Origin of the sequence: Niabella yanshanensis (genome assembly GCF_034424215.1) — a bacterium.
Classification (GTDB): domain Bacteria; phylum Bacteroidota; class Bacteroidia; order Chitinophagales; family Chitinophagaceae; genus Niabella; species Niabella yanshanensis.
This window is the reverse complement of the sequence record NZ_CP139960.1, coordinates 1,164,353-1,189,156: the sequence shown is the minus strand read 5'-3', so window position 1 is coordinate 1,189,156 and position 24,804 is coordinate 1,164,353. Positions and strand designations below refer to the sequence as shown.

Below are 24,804 nucleotides of genomic sequence, written 5' to 3'. Positions count from 1 at the left end.
GCTTATCAAACGTTTGAAGATGGTATAAAAGGTGTTTCTTTTATTTAAGTAGTCGGCTTGCAAGGCATAGAGCCTAACTGCCGTAGCATTATGCCATGGCTTTTTATAGCAGAAAAAAATGTAGAATAGCTGTAATAAGGTATACCAAATTCTTCTGTAGTTTTCTTAACAATAGGTGCCAGGTGCCTGTAGTGCACATGAGAAATGTGCGGGAATAAATGATGTTCAATCTGGAAATTCAGACCTCCTATCAGCCACGAAAACCACTTGCTTCGGGGAGCAAAATTGCAGGTCGTAGTGAGTTGGTGCACCAGCCGCTCATGTTCCAGTTTACCTGCACCGTCTGGCAGGGGATAAGACGTGTCAGGCATTACATGAGCCGTTTGAAATACGATGGATATGCAAAGGCCCGTTACAAAATGCATACTTAAAAACGCAAGGATCACGATCCATGGGGCAAGCGAAGTAAGCAGCAGCGGCAATACAAGCACATAAGAGAAGTAAATAAATTTCCAGAAGATAATCCTTAACAAAAGTCTCTTATATTCAGCTTTTCCTTTAATCAGCCCCAATTTCCTGTAGCGGTTAAGCCTGATAAAATCTTTGGATGTTATCCAGGATATTGTAGATAAACCATAAAATAGCCAAACATAATAATGTTGATAGGGATGCAGGCGGTTTCTTTTAGCATGAGGTGAAAAACGCAGAAAGAAGGGAGCATTAATGTCGTCGTCGTGCTCCTCAATATTAGTGAAGCTGTGATGCAGCACATTATGCTGTAATTTCCATACTTCATCGCTGGCTCCAATCAGGTTCATGGTATACCCCATCCATTTATTAAGCGTTTTACTTTTAGAGTACGAGCCATGTAATGCATCGTGCATAATACCCATACCTATGCCAGCCATTCCTAACCCGCTAAGTATAAATAAGGCAAATAATTGCCATATCTGGCTGATACCTCCAAAGCAAATAATGCCCAGGGGAACAAAATAGAGCGAGAGCATGAAAATCGTCTTGAAGATCAGGGCCCGGTTGCCGTACCGGTTTTTACCTTTAGTTTTTAAATAGGCTGCAACACGGTCTTTCAGGGTGGTGGAAAAATCAGCAGCTTCTGATTTTTTAAATGATAACTTTTTTATAAAAAGAAGATTTGATAAATAATAATAAGTCCGAACAGGAACAGACCTATCCGTATTTTCTAATAAAGCGGCAACTTATTACAAGGGAGGAAGTATCAGGAGAAGATCTGCTTTAAGGCAAGATAAATACTAATTCCAATTTGCAACGAACTTTGAAAGAGTTTTCTGTTACTTTCTTAACAGTATGCAAAGATAGACAAATAAAGTTACAATACGGAAAAGATTTAATTGTGGCCGCATTTAATATGCATAATCATAGGCAGCGGCCCCTAAGTAAATGCTCTATTTACAGGCCATTCATTGGTTGTTTTTTGGTTATTGTTACCAGGCAGTGATCGTTTTTATCAAGTACAGTAATCACAAAAAACCATATAGGTTGAAAGGCAGTAGCAACATTTAATCTTTATGCCACTGACAATATCCGGTATGGGAAATTGGTGTAGGATGTTCATTTAAGTATTTTTAAATAGGCTTCAAACGGGCCCACTTCGTTTTTGTACTGTTGGGCCATTATTCTTGAGATTTGAGTGAGGTGGCTTAGGTCGTGTGTAACCCAGGTAGCAATAAGCTGTTGCAAATTTACTTCAAAAATTTTCGGGTGAAAGGCGTGTTTTGTAAAATCTTCAAGCTGAAGATTGAAGTTTTTTAGTGCTGCAACACTCTCTTCCCTAAGTGTTTTAAACATGTGGAGCAATGTTTCTAACGAATGGTTTTTTGCAAGCTCAAAATGGGTGGTCATATCAATAGGCTCCAGGTTTTTGTTGGCATCATCCGATAAAATAATTTTTGCCCGTGCAAGCCAATTGGTTTGCTCACAAATAATCAGGTGCGCCACTACTTCTTTAGCGTTCCAGGTAGCATCGCCTTCGTTGCTTGTTACCCATTCGTCTGATAAACCCGAAAGCATCGCATAAATAACCCCTGGCGTTCTTTCAATAATTTCCAGCGATTTTGATAATGTAAACTTCATTGGTTTCTCTTTTGTGTAATTGGCAATTTTTATTTCTTTATATCAATGGATATGCATGCAAAATGCTAATGCTCCTGTTTATTGGGCATAATTACAAAGCACCCGTTTGGCCTTACCATTTTCGCTTAATTCAAAAACTTCGGCGCATAATTGTTCATTAACAGAGGAATAGTAAATAACAATAGAATGTACTCCCGCAAAGCAATGATGCAATTTAAAATGCAAATCCGGGTAATTTTTTAAACCTGTTTCAAAATACTTTTTTAAATCAGCTTTGTTTTTAATTGCACCTTCATTATTAAAGTTCAGCAACCGGATAAGCGGCGAGTAAAACGCAACATCATTTTCGTAATGTTCCAATATATGCTCAAGGTTGTGGTTATTCCATGCATTGATCCATGCTGCTGCAAATGCTTTTGCAAATTCGTCTGTTATCATGTTGGTTGGTCTTTGGGTCTATTTAAAAATTCATCGGTAAAATGCGTCTTCTGTTTGGGTTTCAAAAACTTATCGTCATTAAACGATTTTGAATTTCCTTTGGGAATGGAAAGCGAAACCCAGTTAGGGGCACACATCTTCCCAATTAAAACAATTTGCCCTATATGGTATGGGTAATGCGCCAGCTGCCTGTTGATAGCCTCTATTACAGTATGCCCCTGGTTGCGTATATAAATTACCTTTTCAAGGTCTTCTTCTTTTAATGATCTCAACGCGTCTAAAAATACTTTCCAGCCGGCATCCCATTTTTGCAATAGCGCATCTTTTGTAGCAATATCGTTTTCAAATTCATCATCGCGGTTTCTCCATTCTTTTTCACCGTCAGTAGTTAAAAAATCGGTCCACCGGCTCAGCATATTGCCCCATAAATGCTTTACAATAGTGGCTATGCTATTGCTGGCTTCGTTGTATTGCCAAAACAATTTTTCATCAGGCACTTGCCCAAATGTTTTGTCGCCAAGCATTTTGTAATATTCAAATTGTTGAATGATGTTTTGAATAAATGATTGAGGATAGTCCATTTTCTGATTTGTTTGAATAATGAAACCGGGTGAATAATAAGTGCAAGTTAGCGTTTCATCATTTTTTAAAATACATGATCATAGATGCTTTTTGTATTAAATGCTGGTTTAAAGTAAAGCCCACCAATGCCGGGTTGGCATTGGCATCAAGCCCCAGGTTTTTTACATCCAGCGCATATACGGTAATGGTATATTTATGAAAACCGCTTCCCGGTGTAGGGCAGGGGCCGCTGTATCCCGGTGTTCCAAAATCAGTTTTACTTTGTATCGCATTTTTAGGTGCTGCTTCACTTTTTACATTTCCGGCGCCCGGTTTTAATGCTTTAATGGAAGCCGCAATATCAAAAATCAACCAATGCCACCAGCCGCTTCCCGTTGGTGCATCTTCATCAAAAATAGTAACGGCAAAGCTTTTTGTTCCGTTAGGCGCATTTTCCCAAAACAGTTGGGGCGACTTATTTTCACCATTGCACCCAAATCCATTCAGCACTTGTTTGTGGGTAGCCTGCCCGCCCAGCTCGTTACTTTTCAGCGTAAATGTTTGTGCATGCGCGGCCATACCTGCAAGCATAGCTGTAATTAAAATGATCCGTTTCATAATTATCTATTTAATTGTTTCAGGGTTTGTACCCGTTCTTCAAAGGTGGGATAGTGGTCTACCGGGTAATGTATCTGTTCCAAAAAGCGCATTAGCTCTTCTGAATGTTTCAAGCTGCGTTGGGCTTTTATATCAAAATGTACCAGTTTGGCCCACATAATGGCTTTGGTATGTGTTTTATCTTCATTATAAGTTATAGCTTCCACCAGCAGGCTGCTATTAGAGTAAGCAATAAGCCGGGTTTCAATAGTTATCACCTCCATCCATAAGGCCGGAAGCAGGTAAGAAATTTTTGTTTCTGCAGATACCCACCCGGTTCCTTGTAGCGTAGCTATTTCAAATGTGTTCCATCCATAATGGTCAAGCAGCTGTTCGGTACGGGCGGCCATCATATAATCTATGTAGCGCGAGTTGTTCAAATGATTGAAAGGATCGCAATCCTGGTATTGAACCCTCGTTTTACTTTCCAGCAATTTTCTAAAAGATGTCATTACATTAGTTTATTATACCGATCGGTATATTTTATATTAAAAAAAATTAAACTTTCAAACTATTGATATACTGTGCTAAAAAATTCATAGCAATATGCAGCCCGGTGGGTTTGCCGGTAACTTTGGCCTGCATAATAGCACCCTCAATAAGCGACATTAAAATAACAGCCACTTCAGTTGGCCTGGTGCCTGCTTGTATTTCGCCTCTTTTTATGCCTCTTTTTATTTGATTTTCTATTGATGTTTTCCAAAAGGAGAGGGCTTTTGCCGCCCGCTCTCTCAACTGCGGGTGGGTATCATCCGCTTCGGTAGCGGTATTTAAAATGGGGCAACCGGGTTTCAAAAACGGGATGGTTAAAAAATTGCGGTATACTTTGGGGTATACCAAAAGCCGTTCTATTGAATGCTCTGTTGCTAAAATTTTTTCCTTAATATAATGGGTAACACGGTTAAAATTATAATCAAATGCAGCAAGGGCTACTTCGTCTTTGTTTTCAAAATTACCGTATATGCTGCCTTTCGTAAGCCCCGTAGCATCAGTTAAATCAGCAAGCGAGGTACCCGCATAGCCTTTTTCATTAAAAACAGGCGCGGTTTGCTCCACTATAAACTGTCTTGTTTTTTCTGCTTTGCTTATCATTATTAAAAGTTAAACCAGGTAATCAGTCATAAAGATAATATAAATATACCGAATGGTATATTTTAATGTACTGTAAAACGATGTGTCCAAATCCGCCCCGTAAAAAGTCTATTTTGCCCATCAGAAGTAATAAAACATGGTAGTAGCTTTACATACCGGTTAATAGTATTACGAGCCAATATAAACCAGTAAATATGACAACAACAACTACTACCAGGAAAATGATAGCAGCCATGCAGGTTTCGCTGGACGGGTTTATTGCCGACCAGGAAGAGCGTACCAACTGGATCGATTCATGGGCAGATGCCATCCGGTTAATTGAAGACGTTGATATGTTTCTTTTAGGCGGAAAAATGTACCCCGAGTATGGCGATTATTGGGGGGCGATATTTAAAAATCCTCAGGTTATGCCGCCTATGCCCGAGCTTCCTTCGCAGCAGCATCGTGCTCCTTCCGCCCGGGAGATTGCCTACGCGCAGTTTGCAGCTACAACACCTCATGTTGTTTTATCAACGACGCTTCAAATGGCTTCATGGCCCGGGGTGCAGATCGTCCGGGATATTGCCGAAGTGGAAAAACTAAAAAATACAGAAGGAAAGAATATTTACGTAGTAGGAGGGGCAGGCCTTGTTTCCAGCCTTATCAATGCAGGCCTGCTTGATGAGCTGCGGCTTATTGTTCACCCCGTCATTCTGGGCAGTGGCGTGCCGCTCTTTAAGGTAGCCCGTCCGCATTCGCTTCAATTAGTCCGGGCCCAGCCCGATGAATCAGGCCGGGCTTTGTTAACCTACGGGGTTGAATCGTAAAACGGGTAGCTATTTTTCATCCGGGGTATCCATTCCCGTTATTATTTCAATACAGCAATGGGCTCAGGTTGTTCCGTATCGGGTGTTCGCTTGTCATCACACATTTACCCCAAATAAGTAGCCCACCAATGCAGATAAGCCCATGGCTATGGTGCCCCAAATAGTAATTCTTAAAATAGCTTTTGTAATGCCCGAGCCGCCGGTTTTTGCAGAAAGTATGCCCAGCACCATCAGAAAAACAACAGTAAAGCCGTAAAGCCAATACGCCATACCTGCAACGGGTGCCAATAACGTTACCAGTAAGGGCAATACTCCTCCAACTGTAAAGGAGGCGCCCGAGGCCAGCGCTGCCTGCATAGGGTTGGCCTGGCTTATTTCATTAATGCCCAGCTCATCTTTTACATGCGCAGCCAAAGCATCTTTTTCCGTCAGTTCTTTGGCCACCTGCATTGCGGTTTCTTTTTGCAGGCCCCGCCGTTCATATATTTGAGCCAGTATATTCAGCTCCACTTCCGGCATCTCCTCCAGTTCCCTGGCTTCCCGTTTAATGTCTGCTTTTTCAATATCGGTTTGAGAGCTTACTGATACATATTCACCAGCCGCCATCGATAAGGCGCCGGCCACAAGCCCCGCTACGGCAGCCAGCAGTATAGGCGCTCTTGCGGCGCTGGCAGCTGCCACGCCAATCGCCAGGCTCGATATGGAAATAATACCGTCATTGGCGCCCAGTACAGCCGCTCTCAGCCAGTTGCTGCGGTTAATATAATGGCTGTCTAAATAATTGTCAATCGTAATTTCCTTTATTGTATTTTCTTTTTTAGCCATGTTCCTGGTTTTATGGGTTACCCGGTAATAAAAATAGTTGCATTTCTCCGGTCCGCCAGTATTTTTTGCGGGCTGTAGCGGGTTGAATGCAGGTATACATGATAGTATCAGCATATTTGTCATTTCCCGTTTGGGCCCTGTTGCCCTTTCAATTTCCTTCTTCAACGTCCTGGTCACTTTTTTTATAACATGAATTGACTACATTTATATAAGAAGGTGGTAATGACGCACGTATAACTAATAATTGAAACATGAAACAATCAGCAAATAAAAAACCGGCAAAAAGCTGCTATAACCATATCGGCGGAAAATTAGGTGAATTATTGATGGAACAGTTTGTAGTAAAAGGATGGATTGCTAAAGAAGTACCTGCCGATAAACATTTTTATATTACAGAAAAGGGGGAACGCGAATTTGCCAGGCTGGGTATTGATCTCTCACAGATCGCATCAGCCTGATCCGCTCTCTTTGCTAATTGCTTAACGGAATGGTATAGGCACAGGGTCCGGCCTGTTTTGCAGCATATAAAGAATAGCAAACGGCTCATCAGGATCCTTTCGCCGGGCATGGCTTGCCATACGTAAAAAGCATCGGCAAGGGCTTAAAAGAAATTTTTAAGTGACCCTGCTTAAACTTAAAGACCTCTATTTCAAAGACTTTAACTTCCCATTCCACTAAGGGTTTTGGAGAGCCTCAATATTTTATACTATCTGGTACCATTGTTAAACTGGCAATAGGTATTTTTGGCTATTTCAGTTTTACTATTGACTTTGATTTTTTCAGATATATAAACCCTCATCTGTATGAATGACAGGATATTGATTGTTGGGCAGGAAGACCAGGCTTTTACGCATGTTTACGAAGCCTTACTGGAGGCAGGATTTAATCCGGATTTTATAGATAGAAGCGTGAAATTAGACAACCGGGTAGCAGAAAGCGGGGAGCGGGCCTTTACTATTATTTGCGTTATGACTGAGATGGATTGTAACGCGATTCGCTCAATGCGGGCTTCACATTTTCAGCTGATCATTTTGTCTGATGCAATAAAACACGACGTCTTTGAAGCTAACGGATGGCATTGTTTGCAGCTACAGGAGCTGGCATCACGGCCGGCCAAAGTACTTTTAAAGCAGCTGGGGAAAATGTACGGGCTGCATATTAACGAGGATAAGCGACTTACGGAAGTACTCGATATGGAGCAAGTAGTTTTTCAAAGCCCGCTTCCTATGTGGATATACGACCGCCGAACCTATAAATTTCTTTACGTTAACCAGGCCGCCATTAATACGTATGGCTATACCGCTACTGAATTTGAAGGCATGACGGTAAAAGACATACGGCCTGAGGAAGATATACCCCAACTCGTTTCAAATATTCAGAACAAGCTTGGCCTGAGAACCTGGCGGCACAGGAAGAAATCGGGTGAGGTATTTTATGTCGACGTTCTGGCCTGCGATTTAAACTACAGGCAAAGAGATATAGCTTTGGTTACAGCCATCGATGTTAATGATAAGGTTCTTGCTGCCGAGCAGAACGAGCAACTATTGCGGACAGTTAATAATCAAAAGGAGCGGCTCGATGACCTGCTTACTAATATGAATGAAGTTGTTTGGCAAACAAGAACTGATAATTTCCAATTGTTGTACACCAATCCGGCCTGTTATAAAGTTTACGGGTATACGCCGGCTGAAATGATGGCCGACCCCAGCATATTTCTCAATTCAATTCTCATTGAAGACAAAGATAAATTTGAAGCGTCCATTCGGCAGGCGCTTACTGAGGGCAAAACCGAATCACAGTTCAGGATATTTCACAAAGACGGCTCCGTTAAGCATTTGAAGGGAAATGCGGTGCTGAAGAAGGGTAACGGCCACATCCCCGATACCCTAAGCGGGTTAACTATCGACATTACAGATATGGTACGGTATCAAAGCGAGCTACTAGCCAAGTCTGAAGAGCTTGAAAATATTCTGGAAAGCATTACAGATGGCTTTTGCGCTATCGACAGGAATTGGCATTTTACCTACATCAACAAGGCATTTGAAAAAATGTTCTCTATCGAAAGATCATATTCTATCGGCCAAAACATTTGGAAAGTGTTTCCGCACTTACAACAATCCGGTTTTTATGAAGATCTGTTGCAGGCGATGGAGAACCGGGCATTGGTTCAATCCGAATGGCATCCCCTTGTTTCCCAAAAATGGTTTTCAATTTCTGTTTATCCTACCCGGCATGGTCTTGCCATATACTTTTCCGACCGTACAGAAGAACGGTTACTGAGAGAAAAGATAGAAGAAAATGAACGCAGGCTCAGGGCATTAATTGATAATACAGATGATTTAATTTGGTCGGTGGATAGCGGGCTGCTGCTTACTGCGGCCAATCGCTCTTATATATATACGAAACAACAGTTCACCGGAGTGTACCAGCGTATAGGAGAGAGTGTATTGAACAAGTTGGCCAGGACAGGTAAGGTAGATAACTGGGAACAGTATTATAAGCGTGCTTTAAAAGGAGAAGCTTTTGATATTATTGAAGAATATGAATTAAATAGTGTGCCTAAAATTAGCGAAACAAGATTTAACCCTGTTCATGGTGATAACGATGATATTATTGGAGTAAGCTGTTTTAGCCGTGATATAACAGAAATAAAAAAGTATTTATTAAAAATAGAAAAACAGAATGAGCGTCTGCGGGAAATAGCCTGGATCCAGTCGCACAAAGTGCGTAACCATGTGGCTGCAATCATGGGACTTGTTAGCCTTTTCAATTTTGAAGATATTGCTGACATCAGCAACGCAGAGGCTTTACAGCATATTTTAAATGTAGCCCACGAGCTGGACAATACCATTAAGGATATAAATGATAAAACAAACGCAATTGATGCGTAGGTAGGGGGGTAGCACGCTTAAACACAATTTAAAATTTACATCCCTTAATAGCTGTTCAATGCTGTTCGCCCGCGGTCCTCTTATTGTTCCGGTCCATCAGCGGCAGCCCCTCATGTTGTGCCAGCAGCTGCCGTATTACCATGCCCCGTATATAAAATATTTGCCGGCCCACTCTAATATAGGGTATATTCATTTCGGTACGTAGCCGGTAAAGCGTGCTTTTAGAAATATGCAGCATACGCATCATTGCCTTATTGTTCACCAGCTCAAATGCGTCAGATGCTTCGTATTTTTTTTGAAGATGCTCTAATTGGTGTACAGACAGATTTACTTTGGTTGCCATGTTGGATGTTTTGAAAAGGTTATAAAAAGAGCCTGTGTCAATAGTATTGTCAGTCTGTCCCGATAGCTATCGGGATGACGAAGACCAGGGTACGATGGCGAAAGCATGTTGATCCAATAGTCAGCACGCGCACCTTGTTTCCGTTTGGTTCATCATGATTAGCCGGTCATAGATCAGCAAACGGAAATCTTACTATGAATATACAAACTTTAAATTATAATGAAATGCCAAAAAGAACCGTCGCCTTAAGGCACAAATAACCATAGGTTAAGCCTGCCGGCCGGCAAAAGCAGGTTCTTTAGAATGACAAGAGCGTTGTCAGGCTGTCCAATGGACTCCTTTGGAGAGCTCGACGAAGCCTTGAGCGTAGGATATTGATGTCCTTCGTCATGCTCAGGACGACATTCGTTTTTAACACTTTAGATCACTTGTCATTAACAGCGGAAGGTAGTGGAGTCGAAACCCGCCCGGATGAACATCCGTTCGGACGGGGGTCTCCCTAACAGAGGAGATTCGCCGACAGCTTCACTGGTATAGGAATGTCCGAAGGACTCCTTTGGAGACGATTGCGTACAGCTTAAAGCGAATTTGAATTGTATCCTTTGTAATGGTTTGTTGTTAATACCCGCATTGGCGTACAGCAAAATGCCGGGAGCTACGTGGTGCCCCCGGCATTGGTCGTTTTTTTAAACGATCAGGTTAATGTAACAGAGCCCATGTATTTCGAGTTACAGGCCACAGTGCCGGTTTCATCCGTAAAGGCAGCCCACACATGCGCTTCTTCGCCGGCGTATAAGGGCAGCATGTTGATGGTGGCGGTGCCGGTGCGGCGCGCCGCCACGCCGGCAAAAAGCTGTCCGTTCATGCGCGCGGGCAGGTACACAAAAAGGGTGCACCAATCGTTTTCATTATCGCTGGCCGGCGGCGCATTATTGCTCCAGGTAACTGTAATAGCCTGTGCGGCCCCGGCGCTGATGTTGCCCGGAACCATATCCAGCAGGGGCCCTTTAGAGATCATCACCTGGTTGTAGTTAATAACAATATCACTGCCGTTGTACCCGGTGTTTTCCAGCACATTGGCCTGTGCCTGGTTATAGGGCGTTACCAGCCCTTTACGCTTGCCAAAAAACAGGCGGGCAAAGGGTTTATACAAACCTAAAAAGGCTACTGCAAAACGAAACAGCTCCCGGTGGGCGTTTTGCGGCCCGGTGGAGCTGCTGCGCGCTGTGGGCCTGGCGCGGCTTACCTCCACACCGTGCACATTGGCAATAACAACGCGCCCCGTGCGGCCAGATGTGCCGCTTAAAATAGAATTAGTCACTCTTCCCATAACTTTAATTTTTAAAAAATGAATAGATGAATGTTTGCTGGTATAAAATTGGGCTATTAAAGCGCCGTTTTGTTTTTTTGATCCCTTGTGATCCCTTCTGACCCCTTGTGATCTCTTATGATCCTTCCTGATCCCTTCTGATCCCTTGTGATCTCTTGTGATCCCTTGTGATCTCTTATGATCCCTAAACGCAGGTTTTCTGTATCCTTTCTGTATCCCGGCTGTATCGTTTCTGTATCGTTTCTGTATCGTTTCTGTATCCTGGCTGTATCCTTCGTATATCGTTGCTGTATCGTTTCTGTATCGGTTGGGGGTACCTTTATGTTGGTTTGTATATATACCCTGTTGGTGTGTTAAAACGTTGAACTTTATCCGGTAAAACTAATTGAGAGAGATATTATAAGACCAAGCATCTTTTTTCATTTCAAAAAAACGAAGTATTTTAGTCTAGCATCTGCTTATGGGGTAGTGAGCCATTTTGAAAATATGTCATAAAATACCTCTATAGAAAGTTGTAGTAAACAATTATGAATCGGCGTGGTTCACATTAAACAATAATTTTTAGCCATGGCAATATTTTTTTATAAGGGTAACGATAATATATTGGAATCAGAAAAGGGAAATGGTCAGAAATCAGATCAAACTGGGAAGAAGAAGATTCAGGATTCCTTTTTGAAAGTTCTTGATAATAAAAATCTTTCATTTTTATTAGGTAGCGGCTGCTCTTCTTATGAGGTTAGAGAAGAAAAAAAAGTTGGTCCCGAAGAAACTCCTGATACCCCCATCTTGGAGGTAAAGCAAATAGGAATTCCTGTAATGGCTCCATTGGCAAAAGAGTTTTACAACTTAGATGATTTTAAAGAACAAAAAGAGTGGCTGAATAAAGAATTAAATATAGACGTTTCTGATAAAACCTTTTCAACGAATCTCGAAATGTTTTTATCAACGTTACATAGTTTGTCGTTTTATCATTTAAGAAAGACGAAAAAATCTGAGGATGATAAATCTAGCGATAATGAAGAGAAAAAAGAGATTTCAAAACCATTTGAGGAACTGACGCAGGCAGAAAAGATCGATTCCATAATGCTTCTAGCTCGAAATTTTCTCTTAAAAAAATGCCTAAATGAAAATAATTCAAAAGAAAATAACGGAACTCCAAGTAATGACTCTCCTGTAATTGAATTATACAAACAATTTTACCGAAAGCTTTTATCTAGAAATTCGACTTTGCCAAGACTGAACATTTTCACAACCAATTATGACCTTTACTCAGAGAAGGCAATGGACTTACTGGGTATACACTATGTGAATGGTTTTACAGGAGGAATTAGTAAGTTTTTTAATCCGGCGATTTTCAATTATGCTCTCGCTGAAAAAATGGATTTGTCCCAATCAAAATGGAGTGTAATTGATAATTTCTTCTATCTATATAAAGTACATGGGTCTGTGAATTGGGTGGAAGCTAAAGGGCAAAGACAGAATAAGCTATTTAATGTAAAAGAGATACAAGACCCTGAATATGCTCGTCTGAAAGATGAGTCAACAATAATGATTCATCCAACGCCGCTAAAATACAATGCCAGCCTCGGAAGTCCATATTCTGATTTGTTTCGTGAGTTTCAACGAAAGCTCATGCAAAACAATAATATTTTGGTAACTGTAGGATACAGTTTTAATGACGAGCATATCAATAACTTAATCTTTCAAGCATTTACAATCCCCTCGTTTAGATTAATAGTTATTGGACAACCAACCGAGGGCAGTGCAATTGGGCAGTTATTAGATCTAAATGATTCAAGAATATGGATAATTGGTGAAGCGGATCATCCTGATGAGGAAGGTATTCCAATTCATTACTTTAAAAGGTTTGTTGAGGAAATTTTGCCGGATTTGACCGCCGAGGATCTAGATAAAAAAATGGAGGATACCATTAATAAATTAAAAGAGTTATTGAAATGACCAAAGAAGACAAACAAAGAGTAATTGGAAAAGTCGTAGCTATAAATTCCGACCGCTTTTCAGTTGAACTTTTGAGTGGTTTAGAAAACTTCAATGTTAGCGGGTTTGATGATATTCACTATTTCGCGCAGTTAAATAGCTATGTTATCGTACCATACCAAAACTATTATATTGTAGCTGAGGTTTCGGGCGTTCGAGAAAAAGATCTGAATGTTCCATTTTCAAACCCAACAGATCAAATTTTAAGCAAAGTTCAAGCGGGAAAATTCCTCGATGTGTTGCCTATTGGAACTATAAAGATTAAAGAAGATGATGTGCTAAATTTCGATTTTGGAGTGAGTGTTTACCCTACTTTGTATTCAGATGTGCTGTATATAAAGGAACAAGAACTGGACACGATATTTAAAATAGATAGGGTAAAGGAAAGAAGGTGTCAAGAAAAAGAGGATTGCAAAAATGGAGACTGCCAGTGTAAAGATCGGTACACGGCATTGCCTATTGGGAAATCAACTATTTTCCCCGACTATGAGGTGAAAGTTGATATTGATAAATTTTTTGGAAGTCATTCCGCAATACTCGGTAATACAGGAAGCGGGAAGTCCTGTACAATAGCATCCATGCTACAAACACTATATAGATTTGACGAATATAGTGCGACAGGTAGCACTTTTATATTCTTTGATGTAAATGGAGAATATAGCCAAGCCTTTGGGAAAATTAAAATCCATAATAAGAATATTGAAGTTAGAAATTTTTCGATTGATCAAATAGAAGAAAGTAATACATCAATACAAAAATTCACTTTACCTCATTGGTTCTTAAATATCGAAGAATGGGCGTTGCTATTAAAAGCAAGTGAAAAATCACAGTTACCTATTTTGAGAAATGCTTTAGCTCTTGCTGTTTTATTTCAATCAGGGGCGACTAATGCCGTAAAAAACCATATACTTGCGTCTTGTATTACTCAGATTTTGAGAGACGAAACAAGTAGCCCTTCAAAGAAAGACAGGATTAAATCCATATTACAGAAATTCAATACAAGTGAAATTAATTTAGCAGTTAATTGCAACAATTCTACATTCCATAACGGAATCCAAAATGTCAATTGCACCATTGAAAATTGTCTTTTTATTCATTTCGGAGAAATGAAGGGTATCCAATATTTATTTGGCTATCTTGAACAAAAAACTGATGAAGGGGACTATAAATTTCTATCATCAAATTTTCACCTTCCTTCTTATCAGGCCAATCAGGTTTTTGATTTTGGATTACTCGAAAGCGCCTTAGATATAGCGATACTTTACGAAGAAGCGCACGGAAATCGACAAATAAGGGATTATTGCTCCTCGCTTTTAACCAGATTTAAAAGTATAAAGGAGAGAGATGATTTTGATTTCTTAACGGGGATTAAGTCGAATGTTGATCCGCTTGAATATATATATCAATTCTTAGGGATGGATGCTCCCCTTATTTCCAATGAGAAAAAAGCTCAAGTTACAGTTATCGATTTGAATTCTGCCAATGATGAGACTGTAGAAGTGATATCTTGTGTTCTATCTAGGTTGATTTTTGAAAAGCTTAGAACTGCCAAGCAAAGAAATACATATCCTGTGAATCTTGTATTGGAAGAAGCACATAGATATATTTCAACGGACTCTGGAAAGGTATTTGGAGATGCTAATAAGATATTTGAGCGAATTGCCAAAGAAGGCAGGAAATATGGCATGTTTTTACTTGTTTCTTCTCAGAGACCAAGTGAGCTCTCAAAAACAGTCTTATCACAGTGTAGTAATTTTATTGTACATCGGATTCAAAACCCAGAAGATCTATCACATATACGACAAATTACACCGCATATTTCCGAAACGATTTTAAGACGGATGCCATCAATACCGACTCAACACGCATTAATTTTTGGGCACGCTGTAAACTTGCCAACAACCTTTGTAGTCAATGAAGCAAATCCAAAACCTAAAAGTGATAATAATGAAATAAGCAAAAACTGGTTTAGAGAAAAAGAATTTAACGTTGATTTGTAATTTTTAACATGCGCTTTTTTATTCAGGTTGATGCTCAATAAAAATCATTTTATCGGAGAGTCAATTGTTGTTGGTCTGAGTATCCGTAGTTATTTTTGTAGTGGGATTTGCTTCTTCCATCAACCCAGGCATCTCATAAATGAATCGCAACAGCATCTCTGTTAGGTTTTAAACTAGCCTGACATCATATATGAAAATTAGAACTTCGATTGACGAATTTTAAATTGTCTTTCGAAATCTTATTTATGAGCGTAAAGTAACAAGCGGCTACTCGTAGGAAACTAAAAAATCTTAAATCACTTTAAAGAATCTGGGAATGCATTTATAACTACTACATTTCATTTGGTATCAGAAACTGATCAGTTTCTGAAAATCCTTCTACGAGCCTCCCCGGTTTTATACTTTCAAATCTTTTTATAATAGAATCAATATTATCTTTGGGTGCTTGGATGTAAACTTTTTGAAGACTATCTTTTGTAATACGACGATCCATGAAGGGTAGATTAACAAACTCAAATATTTTTCGATCTACCTCCCGGTTAAAATAAGGGAAAGAATATCCCACAACAACAATTATATCACTTTCCGATAAAACCTTTTGTGCAGATTCAATAGCATATTCCGCGGCATCTGTCTTTAGCCAGGCAAATCTCAACGAATTTTCATGTCGGCTTCTAGGACTAGATAAAATTTCTTTAAATATGGAAAAAGTCTCCTTGTTAACATGATGCTTTGAGTAATCGAATAAATCTCCAAAACTGCTTCCTTTATTATAAAATCCTGCGGTGCCGTTAAGTTTTATAAACGCGGATTGACCTTCTTTCAGTGTTTCTCCATCTTTTAATCCAACAAAATTTAGTGCATCTAACGATTGGTCGTATGATGCACCAGTGAAGTTCATATAGGCCTTTTCGAATTGGGAATCATAGTTCCAGGAAACAATACTTATTTCAGAGGGCATTACTATTTCTTCTTTTTCATTATGTGTTAACACACTTGCAAAAAAAGAATCGTACCTGTAATCCAAATCCTTAACCATGAGATCAAGCAAACGTTTATCATTTTTCATCTTTTGCCTAATGCTATCCTCGTGATCTTTAGAAAATGCCCCAAATATGCCTTGGTTATGCCTTGCATTTATAGATTTCAGAAAACTATTGCAAGGATCATCCAAATTTTTTTTAAGCTGTTCATAAATGAAGAATGCAGAAAGATGATTGATCAATAAGTTGTACTCACTATTGGTATGTAGATGTTTATTTTGAAGGTATAATTTCTTAGCGTATGTATCTACTGTATAATGCTCTTCTATATTTCTTATTAATTGAACCCTGTTTTCCGAGTCTTGGGAAGATCCGTTTCCGATGTTTCTTAAGTATTCCTGATAATGGGAGCAAAAGAGTTTAAATCTCTCCGTTAAGCCGTTAACTACAGGAAGTGCATTCGCACTGGCTCCTGCGCCAATTAAATAAGTGACTTTTTTCATTTGTTTTGGTTGTTAATAGCAGCAATGATTATTGTACTTTGTCAGTTTCATTCATTTCTGCGCCGTTATCAGCAGCTTAAAATAGTAACAAGTATAATTGTATGAAGGTAGATCTATACTTTTATTCCATACGAAGTCAGGCATATCTGCCACTTTTTTCAATAATCCAGAAATAGGGCTAGAAAAACATAGGCAAATCATTCTTATTTCACTTCTCCAGCAACTTCTGCAATAGTTCCACTTTCTCTTTTTCACTCGCTACCAGTTTTTCATAAAGCTCAACAATTTTATCAATGGGATTGAAGGTGCAATGATAGTTTACATTACTTGTGGAGTTATCATGGTAGCTATTGCCAATAACATTTATAGCAGCTTCTTCGTCAAAATTCTTAATGGCCTCAGCTGGTACTTTTAATACATCAGCAATTTGCTTTAATAATGGGTCTTCAATTTCTTCCTTCTGCTCCAGCAATGATATTTTACGCTGGTTCCAATCGTCACCCAATTCCAAAGCCAAAGCTTCCTGTTTCATACCCAGCATTTCCCTAAACCGCTTTACATTTCTGCCCTGATGTATTGTTTTCTCCATAAGATTTTATTTTATACGTTTTTCAAAGGTAAACAAACCGTTTCGCTAAAATACCTCATTTACCCAATAATTTATTGCCTTTTCATATAGGATAGCGGCAGTAGCTGGTGGAAATTTAGGGTATGAAAACATACACCATGAAAAAGAAGCCCACCCGCAAACAACGCAAGCCTAAGCCGGAGCTAAAATGGCAAACCGGAGCCTGGGATCGTGTTGCTAATTTTAATTTCATTCTTCCATACCAATTCCTGCTGCTCTGCCGCCTGGTGGGTGTAACGCCTAAACAAGTGATCACCGATTTTATGGATAACCTGGCTTGCGGTAGTTGGAACCGCGAGGGCAGGGGCGCCGCCAAAGAGCACCTCATCAATTATTTTATGGCCCACGGCTACGGGCAGCCGCAGTATATAGAGGCGGATATTAGCCAGCTGTTTAAAGAAATGGATGCTGTGGGCATGTTGTTCCCACGCGAAGGCAGCGGAAAAATGATAAACCGCTATACCCGGTGGGGGGATCAGTACCAAAACTGGTGGTTTAAAAAATGGCGGCGTAAACCCAGGCCTATTAAAAACAGCCAACTATGAAAGAACTAACCGTTGCTAACCATCAGGCGCTTTATCTCACCGAAGCAGATAAAGCCATAACCACAAAGGTGGTGGACACCATCAATACAATTACGCAGGTGGACACCATCTTTGTTTTAGGTAAAAAGCTCAATACAGCTCAAAATATATTTGCACCACCCGGCGTTTCCGCTGCGCGCACCTCCGCATTCTGGCTGCTGGTATTAATTACCGGCGATGATAAGCGGCATAAAACCTACCAGGAAGAAATGGAGCAACACTGCGGCCGCTACCATACGGTTAGTTGCCTGGTAATGCAAACCAGCAGCTTTGTGCGTTGGCTGCAGGCAAGGATGCTTTTGCAGTAACCGTTGTATTAAACGCCCCGGTTATTTACAACACCAACCCGCAATGGGAGCAGCGGCGTAAAGATGTGCTGGTGCAAAGCCTTCCGGCTACGGATAAAAACGGTTTCCATTCGCAAACACTATAAGCTGGCCCTTTTTATGTACCACCAGGCTACAGAACTGGTGTTAACGGCCTTTATTAAATCTCAAACCGGGCTGGCGCTGCATACGCATAACATCAGCCACCTTAATCAATACCTAAGCTTTTTAAGCCCGGGCGTTGCAGCAGTCTTTGGGGGCATCACGCAAAAAGAAAAGGATGCATTCAGGCTACTTCAAAAATCGTATTGTGCAGCGAGGTATGATGAAGGTTTTGAAGTAGGCTTTAAGGAGCTGGAGGTAGTGCGGGAAAAGCTGTTGGCATTATTAAGCCCGTTGCTTGCAGGCATTACAGGTGGGTTTGAACAAAGTTTTGCGCATAGTCTTTAATCATATCCCTTACTCTTGCAAATTCCTTTTCAGTAGCTGCTTCCGTTCCCAGGAATTTTGCAGGATCAGGAAAATTATAATGGAATTTTACCGCGTTAGCAGGGAAGATGGGGCATCTTTCTTTAGCATGGTCACATACGGTAATTACGTAGTCAAAATCGATATTACTATACTCCGTAACGTTGTTAGAAGTATGGCTCGAAATATCAATGCCATCGGCTTTCATAGTAGCTATGGCTTTGGGGTTAACGCCATGCGTTTCCACACCGGCGCTATAGATCTCAGCCTTATCACCGGCAAAATGCCTTAAATAACCTTCGGCGATCTGGCTGCGGCAACTGTTTCCTGTACAAAGCACTAAAACTTTTTTCATGTATTTTTTTGTTTGGATTGAATGATTTTTTATGATGTAACCGGCGTTGTTATGTTTAACAACAGCCACCCCCGGGGGTGCAGCAGCTTTCAGTATTAACCGGTAAATCTTTTAAAGATAGTTTTTGCTTTTGGGGTGGTACGCCACAATTATCTTTTGCAAGGCAATCGGTAACGGTGGATACCAAAACAAAGGATGCCCCGTCAAAATCAAGGGCATACTTGCCAATGGTGTTGCCCTGGTATTCCACTTCCACCTCCAGGTTGTCGTTAATGGAAAGTTTCTGTTCGCAAAGGTTGATAATATGTAGCAATTTGCCGGGCTTTAAACGGTGTTCGTAGTCATTGGCATTCCATAGCTGAAAGTTCACTTTGGTTTCATAGCGGGTGGTTCCGCCACAATCTATAAAGTGTTTATTTACAATTCCCACTTCCGTTACATGAAAATGTTCCGGCACCTGGGTGCCGTCAGGTAATGTGAATGCTACATTATCCAGGCCTGGCAACAGGCTTTTAATTTCAGACAGCTTCATAATTGTTGTTTTTATTGTTTATAATATTGCATTATTACGATGAATGATTGTAAATTTTTTTAACAGCAGCTTTTTACAGGAGTAAAGGAGGTAAAGAATCCTGAAAGTTCCTTGCTTACCTGTGCCCACACTTTCTCATCAATACAATAGCAAATACTGGTTCCCTCAATGCTACCCTTAATAATCCCGGTATTTTTTAATTCCCGCAGGTGTTGGGAGATAGTGGCCTGTGCAAGGCCCAGTTCTTCCACCAGGTCGTTACAAATACAGGCCTGGGATTTAATAATGTGCTGGAGTATGGCAATACGCGCCGGGTGGGCCAGCGCCTTTAAAATGGTGGCCAGCCGGTTTTGCTGCTTATTAAATATTTCAGTTTTTGTAATACCCATGCGCTAACTATTAATTGCAATATTACGATAAAGTAATTGCAGATAAAAAAATATTTTTTGACGAAATACAACAGCGCCTGCGTAAATCCAATATCAGGCTGCGGAGCTCCCCATTTGCGTATGCACTCTTTACCAATTATGTTTAATCGGCTTTGATCCAGAATTTAAGAAAATCTCCGGGCGTGTTTTGTACAGTGTGATACCCCGGAGGAATTTCGTCCTCAAGGCTATGAAAGGTAACTAGCCGGGTACCGGCAGGCCTTTGGTCCAGCAGGCGGTACAGGTATCCGTTGTAGTAATTAAACAGCTCCGGGCTGTGATCAATTTTGTTGTCAATTCTTTCCATTTCATCAAGGTTTTCATAAAATGAATTGAAAAAATAAAAATGGTCAAAATCGTTGAAATCAAGCTGGGTAAAATTAGCATGTATAAAATGGGTGTTTGGTATTCCCAGTCTTTCTTTTGCTGTATTTGCGTGGGAAAGCAGGTATCGCCTTTGCTCCACACCAAAAATATGAGCGTGAGGCGCGTAATACCCGGCAGCAAGGCAATACTTTCCCACGCCGCAGCCTATGTCCAATATGCGCACATTATTTGTGACGGCCAGGAACTTTGTTGCTCTTACTGCAATTTCGAGCGGGGTCCAATGATACCTGGCGAGTGCCTGTATGGAATCAGGGTAAAGCGTGTTAAATGCCTCATCCGACTGCAAATAGAACAATGCATCCGCATCTTTTTGAACCTTTATTTTTTTCGACAATGTTTCTTTGGTTTGACTCACAGTTGTAGACCTTTATATTTGGGGGTATAATAGCTTTCGGTAAGCAGCCTTGTCTTGTGTTCTTCATCCCAGGGCGTTATAATGGCTATCCAGCCCTCGCCTTCGGGATTGCCTAGCAGATCCTTTGCGCTTAATTGGTCGTTAATTTTAATAATATAACCATCTATGGGCATATGGGCCATGATCTGGTAGTCGCTGCAAAAGATAGCTGCCAAAATAGTTCCTTCCCTTATAAAACCCGATACCTGGGGAATAAATATAATTTTGTCTATTTCGCGGATACCGGTCAGTTTAAAGCGGCTGACACCGGTTATTGCGTAACTCCTATAAAAGTCAACCCATTCATGATCCCGCGTATACCTTCGCTCCTTACTTTCTTTCATACTTTGAGGGTGCAAAGTTCGAAGCCAGGGCGATTGGAAAAACTGCGATTTATCAGTTTTGAAATTAAATACCTTTGTAACGATGAGTATCAAGGATATTTTCCCGATTGAAAAATGGGATTTCAAGCGTGAATCAATTCTTTTAGGACTGCCGGCTGAGGATTTATCCTTACTAATGGAAAACCGCGTTGAGCAGGTTTATAAGAAAGGAGAGGTTATATTTAAAGAAGGTGGATTACCCGGTGGAATTTTCTATATTGTTGAGGGGGTAGTAAAGAAATTCAAGTCAAATGCCCGCAGCAGGGAGCAGATTTTTTATGTTGCCAACAGCGGTGCATTGATAGGGTATCATGCGGTGATCACCGGGGAACGTTATCCCGATACTGCTGCAACGCTGGAGGATAGTTTAATAGCCTTTATACCCAGGGAAGATTTTTTAAAAGTGCTACAGCAATCACCCACCTTTAATTACCGGCTTTTAAGAACCTTAAGTCATGAATTCTCTGTTCTCGTGAATGGATTGAACCTGGTTACGCAAAGGTCTGTCAGGGAGCGTATGGCACTTCAACTGATTTTACTTCGCGAAAAGTATAAAGTAGACTTTCAGCCGGGTATGCCGGTTGTGATCAATATGAACCGGGAGGACCTTGCAGGCATGGTGGGCACCGCAACTGAAAATGCTATAAGAATACTTTCTGAATTTAAAGAAGAAGGCATCCTGGAAACAAAGGGCAGTAAGATTCTGATTCATGACGTAATGAAATTGACGAAGATTGCAAACTACCAATGATTCAGCGCTGCCTGTATCAGGTATACACAGGCAGTTATTTTACTATTGATGAAAGCCTCCGGTTTTCCCGTTTCTGTATCTTCTTCTGAGTTGAATTACCTTGAATTTAATGTTGTCATAAACCAGCCCGGTCATTAAAAGTACACTTGCTAAAACCAGCATATGAAGGGTTAGCCTGGAATATAGAATGCCACCAGTAATGCCACCCAGGAAGAAAAAGCTGATGATTGTCAGGCGCAATTGGATAGCCGATGATAGTTGGTGCTTTTGCTTGCGTGATTTATAAAAGAAAAGTTGCGCTATTTCAATACCCAGATCAGTGAAAAGGCCGGTAAGATGTGTTGTTCTCACTACTGCATTGGAAATAGTTGTCACTAAAGAATTTTGTAACCCCATTGCGAACAGCAAACTGAACGCTATGACGTCAGGGTGATTTTTTACGAACTCCGGAGTGAGTATACCCAGCGTCAACAGTATGATACTTTCAGTAATAACAGGTGCTACATAGATAAGGCGTTCATTGGTTCTGGCTACCATTTCGGTTAGCAGGCCCGAGACAAAAGAACCCAGGAAAAAAAAGAATATATAGAGAAAGTAAATAAAGCTTTGCAATGGATTCAGCTTAAAAACTTCATCCACAAAAAAAGCAAAATGTCCCGTCACGTTAGTGGTCAACCGCTGTACGGCAAGAAATCCGCCCACGTTTACAATGCCCGCCACAAATGATAGGAGAGATGCTACCTTTAAGTTGTGGCTTAATGTCCTTGTCTTACCGTGATGTCTGAACATTAAATGAGATTTATGAGTAAAGGTAGTAAACTGCCAGGCAAGAGCAACCCATTAGCCTGGCTTGCCTGGGTATTTTACTTTGACCTGGTAACGCGTGCCTGTCGATAGTTTATAGAAGTAGGGCAAGGGAATTTACGACCATGCAATGTTTCTTCTATCTTTACATGATGTTTGCTATATACTACCTGGCTGATAACTCCTATGCGAAGGCTGCACTTTATTTGACCGCTTTACAGTTTCGGAATACGGGAATTGCTGATAATATCCGTATCCGCGTATTGCCAGGCCTTATCAAAACGTTTTTTCACATCTGCCGCGGTAGCCTTGCCTTGCTTTTGAAGCGCTTCATACAAGCCGCTTAAGGCCCAGCCGTTCTCTTTCCAGGTATCCAGGTCTTCCCTGTATATTTTTTCCGCTTCTGCATAGCTTCCTGCCTCAAGCAATACCCTGCCTAAATGATGGCGAACAGAAAAAAACCAATCGGGCGGCTCGTTATAATTCAGGTTGTCTTCAATGGCAATAGCCTTATGGTATTCTTTATAGGCTTTCCTGTATTCTTTTTGGTTTTTGTATAGCTCCCCGCCAAGTACATGCACGGCAATTTGTACAATATCCTGCATATTGTTAATGTTCCAAATGGTCATTGTTTTTAATACGGTATCCCCGGCAAGCTCTTTCAGGCGGCCCAACTCATTTTCGGCTTTTGTTATTTGGTTCTGTCCCAAAAAGCCCATGCCCCTGGCATAATGTAAGATAGCGCGGGGATAGATCAGATCCTTTGCCGGAAGGGGCATGGCTAGTATACTATCCCACAATGCAAACTTTACGGCAACAAAATAAGGAACCGTATAGTAGTGCTGTAGTGTTCCCCACCCGGGTTGTAGCATAATATCCTTTGCTGTTTTTTCCTGTACTTCTTTTGCAGCTTCCCAGGCCAGCCTGGAGTTACCTTCCAATGTTGCTGTAGCCGCCAAATAGTGATAGTTATGGGGGTAATATGCCAGCGGATAGGCGCCCTGCGCATGGCAGGAAGTGATATACGTGCTATCTGCTTTTATAGCTGCTATATTGGCCAGTGAGCCTCTGTGGTAGTCGCCCGTCCAGATATAAATATGGGATGGCATATGTACCAGGTGCCCCGATCCCGGAACAAGGTTCATTAACAGGTCGGCAGCAGCCAAGCCCCGTTCCGGTTGAGCAGACGCCTCAACAGCGTGGATATAAAAATGCGGAGCGCCGGGATGTTTAGGATATTGCTGGATCAGTTTCTCCAATATATTTACGATTTCAGGAGTCCAGGGTTTCGGCGCTTTTGTCTTTTTATCATATAGGTCCCAGGGGTGCATATCCATAAGCGATTCAGCATACAAGGCGCTGATATCTGCATCGTCAGGATAAGTATGATATACTTTTTGCATGGCCGCAGCATAGGCTTTATCAAGCTCAGCCCTGTTGGCCGGAGGTGCAGCTACATACCGTGCTGATAAGGCCGAGATCAAAGCTTTTTCTTTTGCTGTGCAGTTACCTGCAAGGGCAATAGCTTTTTGGACAGACTGGTAGGCACGTTGGTAATTATCTTCTTCCATGCCGGCGTTGTAGTTAGGCCCCAGCACATAGGCAAAGCCCCAGTAGGCCATGGCGCAGGCGGAGTCTAGCCGGCTGACCTCAAAAAAGGAGCGGGCTGCTTCTGCATGGTTAAACCCATAGGCCAGCATCATTCCCTGGTTAAAATAAGCCTGCGCTTCTTGGTTACTGGTCGAAATGTCAAAGTCAATGCCTTCAAGCCCCGTTAACAGTGGTGCTTTTGTACCGGCAGCATACCAGGCTTTATCTGTAGTTTTAGGCATGCACCCGATAATGGCGGTATTCGGCCGGGTTGGATCAGGCTGTTTCTTCTGAAGCCTGTTGCATGCAGTGCTCAGGCCAAATAAGGTAAGGAAAAAGAGGAGCTTTTGCATATAGTGTGTTTAGGTTGTATCGGTTTTTACTTCAATTCAACTACCATCCTTATACGCGGAGCAAAACCTGCAGCGGTAGTATTGGGTTATTCTGATTGTTGTTATGAACAATTGCTACTAAATGTATTACAATTTTTACACTACCAAGCTCACATAAATAGGGGATAGACCGGGCAGTAATCGCCAATGGTGGATGTACTGCGACAACATGTAAATGCACTGAAATGTACTGCGCAACATCGCAAGTTACGTGTGTACGCAGAATCAAACACCTTTAAAATT

General features: G+C 41.1%; 28 protein-coding genes. 9 read left to right on the top strand and 19 right to left on the bottom strand.

Going from position 1 to position 24,804, the window contains the following annotated elements:
* Window positions 1-44 precede the first annotated feature (44 nt).
* The 7 genes from U0035_RS04485 to U0035_RS04455 form a co-directional block, all read right to left on the bottom strand.
* Window positions 45-1,007, bottom strand: a complete 963-nt coding sequence (locus tag U0035_RS04485; RefSeq protein ID WP_114788850.1) for a fatty acid desaturase family protein — start codon at window positions 1,005-1,007, stop codon at window positions 45-47.
* 583 nt (window positions 1,008-1,590) lie between these two features.
* Window positions 1,591-2,112 carry a DinB family protein gene (locus tag U0035_RS04480; protein ID WP_114788849.1) on the bottom strand — a complete coding sequence of 174 codons (522 nt, stop codon included), beginning with the start codon at window positions 2,110-2,112 and terminating at the stop codon, window positions 1,591-1,593.
* Window positions 2,113-2,190: 78 nt separating this feature from the next.
* The gene (locus tag U0035_RS04475; RefSeq protein WP_114788848.1) at window positions 2,191-2,550 is read right to left on the bottom strand and encodes a nuclear transport factor 2 family protein; all 360 of its coding nucleotides are present in this window, start codon (window positions 2,548-2,550) and stop codon (window positions 2,191-2,193) included.
* The gene (locus tag U0035_RS04470) at window positions 2,547-3,131 is read right to left on the bottom strand and encodes a DUF1572 family protein (protein WP_114788847.1); all 585 of its coding nucleotides are present in this window, start codon (window positions 3,129-3,131) and stop codon (window positions 2,547-2,549) included. The genes U0035_RS04475 and U0035_RS04470 overlap by 4 nt, the downstream gene beginning before the upstream one ends.
* Before the next feature lie 58 nt (window positions 3,132-3,189).
* Complete coding sequence (locus tag U0035_RS04465) at window positions 3,190-3,729, bottom strand: YbhB/YbcL family Raf kinase inhibitor-like protein (RefSeq protein ID WP_114788846.1); 540 nt, start codon at window positions 3,727-3,729, stop codon at window positions 3,190-3,192.
* A gap of 2 nt (window positions 3,730-3,731) precedes the next feature.
* Window positions 3,732-4,220, bottom strand: a complete 489-nt coding sequence (locus U0035_RS04460) for an acyl-CoA thioesterase (RefSeq protein WP_114788845.1) — start codon at window positions 4,218-4,220, stop codon at window positions 3,732-3,734.
* Window positions 4,221-4,266: 46 nt separating this feature from the next.
* Window positions 4,267-4,860: a TetR/AcrR family transcriptional regulator gene (locus tag U0035_RS04455; RefSeq protein WP_245957538.1), complete on the bottom strand. Its 594-nt coding sequence runs from the start codon at window positions 4,858-4,860 to the stop codon at window positions 4,267-4,269.
* Window positions 4,861-5,054: 194 nt separating this feature from the next.
* Here U0035_RS04455 and U0035_RS04450 point away from each other — a divergent pair, with 194 nt between their 5' ends.
* A complete protein-coding gene (locus U0035_RS04450) occupies window positions 5,055-5,666 on the top strand; it encodes a dihydrofolate reductase family protein (RefSeq protein WP_114788844.1) in 612 nt (203 codons plus the stop codon).
* A gap of 96 nt (window positions 5,667-5,762) precedes the next feature.
* Here the strand turns inward: U0035_RS04450 and U0035_RS04445 are convergent, their stop codons facing one another.
* Window positions 5,763-6,656, bottom strand: coding sequence for a VIT1/CCC1 transporter family protein (locus tag U0035_RS04445; RefSeq protein ID WP_245957535.1), 894 nt, complete (start codon window positions 6,654-6,656; stop codon window positions 5,763-5,765).
* Window positions 6,657-6,742: 86 nt separating this feature from the next.
* Here U0035_RS04445 and U0035_RS04440 point away from each other — a divergent pair, with 86 nt between their 5' ends.
* Window positions 6,743-6,949, top strand: a complete 207-nt coding sequence (locus tag U0035_RS04440) for an ArsR family transcriptional regulator (protein WP_114788843.1) — start codon at window positions 6,743-6,745, stop codon at window positions 6,947-6,949.
* A gap of 345 nt (window positions 6,950-7,294) precedes the next feature.
* Complete coding sequence (locus U0035_RS04435; RefSeq protein ID WP_114788842.1) at window positions 7,295-9,382, top strand: PAS domain-containing protein; 2,088 nt, start codon at window positions 7,295-7,297, stop codon at window positions 9,380-9,382.
* A gap of 55 nt (window positions 9,383-9,437) precedes the next feature.
* Here U0035_RS04435 and U0035_RS04430 read toward each other — a convergent pair whose 3' ends face one another.
* Together U0035_RS04430 and U0035_RS04425 are read right to left on the bottom strand one after the other, a co-directional pair.
* Window positions 9,438-9,725, bottom strand: a complete 288-nt coding sequence (locus U0035_RS04430) for a helix-turn-helix domain-containing protein (RefSeq protein WP_114788841.1) — start codon at window positions 9,723-9,725, stop codon at window positions 9,438-9,440.
* Window positions 9,726-10,419: 694 nt separating this feature from the next.
* Window positions 10,420-11,055: a DUF6266 family protein gene (locus tag U0035_RS04425; protein ID WP_114788840.1), complete on the bottom strand. Its 636-nt coding sequence runs from the start codon at window positions 11,053-11,055 to the stop codon at window positions 10,420-10,422.
* A gap of 567 nt (window positions 11,056-11,622) precedes the next feature.
* On the opposite strand from U0035_RS04425, the gene U0035_RS04420 reads away from it, so the two are divergent.
* Both U0035_RS04420 and U0035_RS04415 read left to right on the top strand, forming a co-directional pair.
* Window positions 11,623-13,014: an SIR2 family protein gene (locus U0035_RS04420; RefSeq protein ID WP_114788839.1), complete on the top strand. Its 1,392-nt coding sequence runs from the start codon at window positions 11,623-11,625 to the stop codon at window positions 13,012-13,014.
* A complete protein-coding gene (locus tag U0035_RS04415) occupies window positions 13,011-15,053 on the top strand; it encodes an ATP-binding protein (RefSeq protein WP_114788838.1) in 2,043 nt (680 codons plus the stop codon). Before U0035_RS04420 ends, U0035_RS04415 begins: the two co-directional genes overlap by 4 nt.
* A 331-nt stretch (window positions 15,054-15,384) precedes the next feature.
* Here U0035_RS04415 and U0035_RS04410 read toward each other — a convergent pair whose 3' ends face one another.
* Window positions 15,385-16,539, bottom strand: a complete 1,155-nt coding sequence (locus tag U0035_RS04410) for a hypothetical protein (RefSeq protein ID WP_114788837.1) — start codon at window positions 16,537-16,539, stop codon at window positions 15,385-15,387.
* 208 nt (window positions 16,540-16,747) lie between these two features.
* On the bottom strand, window positions 16,748-17,128 hold the full coding sequence (locus U0035_RS04405; protein WP_114788836.1) for a helix-turn-helix transcriptional regulator: 381 nt from the start codon (window positions 17,126-17,128) through the stop codon (window positions 16,748-16,750).
* Window positions 17,129-17,265: 137 nt separating this feature from the next.
* Here U0035_RS04405 and U0035_RS04400 point away from each other — a divergent pair, with 137 nt between their 5' ends.
* The 3 genes from U0035_RS04400 (at window position 17,266) to U0035_RS04390 (ending at window position 18,527) form a co-directional block, all read left to right on the top strand.
* Window positions 17,266-17,712 carry a hypothetical protein gene (locus tag U0035_RS04400; RefSeq protein WP_114788835.1) on the top strand — a complete coding sequence of 149 codons (447 nt, stop codon included), beginning with the start codon at window positions 17,266-17,268 and terminating at the stop codon, window positions 17,710-17,712.
* On the top strand, window positions 17,709-18,059 hold the full coding sequence (locus U0035_RS04395; protein ID WP_114788834.1) for a hypothetical protein: 351 nt from the start codon (window positions 17,709-17,711) through the stop codon (window positions 18,057-18,059). Before U0035_RS04400 ends, U0035_RS04395 begins: the two co-directional genes overlap by 4 nt.
* Before the next feature lie 63 nt (window positions 18,060-18,122).
* Window positions 18,123-18,527: a HEPN domain-containing protein gene (locus U0035_RS04390; RefSeq protein ID WP_114788833.1), complete on the top strand. Its 405-nt coding sequence runs from the start codon at window positions 18,123-18,125 to the stop codon at window positions 18,525-18,527.
* Here U0035_RS04390 and U0035_RS04385 read toward each other — a convergent pair.
* The 5 genes from U0035_RS04385 to U0035_RS04365 form a co-directional block, all read right to left on the bottom strand.
* The gene (locus U0035_RS04385; RefSeq protein ID WP_114788832.1) at window positions 18,487-18,900 is read right to left on the bottom strand and encodes an arsenate reductase ArsC; all 414 of its coding nucleotides are present in this window, start codon (window positions 18,898-18,900) and stop codon (window positions 18,487-18,489) included. The two genes, U0035_RS04390 and U0035_RS04385, sit on opposite strands and share 41 nt — an antisense overlap.
* A gap of 55 nt (window positions 18,901-18,955) precedes the next feature.
* Complete coding sequence (locus tag U0035_RS04380) at window positions 18,956-19,432, bottom strand: DUF6428 family protein (RefSeq protein ID WP_114788831.1); 477 nt, start codon at window positions 19,430-19,432, stop codon at window positions 18,956-18,958.
* Window positions 19,433-19,491: 59 nt separating this feature from the next.
* Entirely contained in the window at window positions 19,492-19,821 is a 330-nt protein-coding gene (locus U0035_RS04375; RefSeq protein WP_114788830.1) for an ArsR/SmtB family transcription factor, read from the bottom strand.
* Between the two features lie 142 nt (window positions 19,822-19,963).
* Window positions 19,964-20,581, bottom strand: a complete 618-nt coding sequence (locus tag U0035_RS04370) for a class I SAM-dependent methyltransferase (protein WP_245957533.1) — start codon at window positions 20,579-20,581, stop codon at window positions 19,964-19,966.
* 17 nt (window positions 20,582-20,598) lie between these two features.
* Window positions 20,599-20,985, bottom strand: a complete 387-nt coding sequence (locus tag U0035_RS04365) for a biotin/lipoyl attachment domain-containing protein (protein ID WP_162817716.1) — start codon at window positions 20,983-20,985, stop codon at window positions 20,599-20,601.
* A gap of 82 nt (window positions 20,986-21,067) precedes the next feature.
* On the opposite strand from U0035_RS04365, the gene U0035_RS04360 reads away from it, so the two are divergent.
* Window positions 21,068-21,775, top strand: a complete 708-nt coding sequence (locus U0035_RS04360) for a Crp/Fnr family transcriptional regulator (protein WP_114788828.1) — start codon at window positions 21,068-21,070, stop codon at window positions 21,773-21,775.
* A gap of 42 nt (window positions 21,776-21,817) precedes the next feature.
* On the opposite strand, the gene U0035_RS04355 is transcribed toward U0035_RS04360, so the two are convergent.
* Complete coding sequence (locus U0035_RS04355) at window positions 21,818-22,564, bottom strand: YoaK family protein (protein ID WP_114788827.1); 747 nt, start codon at window positions 22,562-22,564, stop codon at window positions 21,818-21,820.
* A gap of 230 nt (window positions 22,565-22,794) precedes the next feature.
* A complete protein-coding gene (locus U0035_RS04350) occupies window positions 22,795-24,522 on the bottom strand; it encodes a tetratricopeptide repeat protein (RefSeq protein ID WP_114788826.1) in 1,728 nt (575 codons plus the stop codon).
* Window positions 24,523-24,804 lie beyond the last annotated feature (282 nt).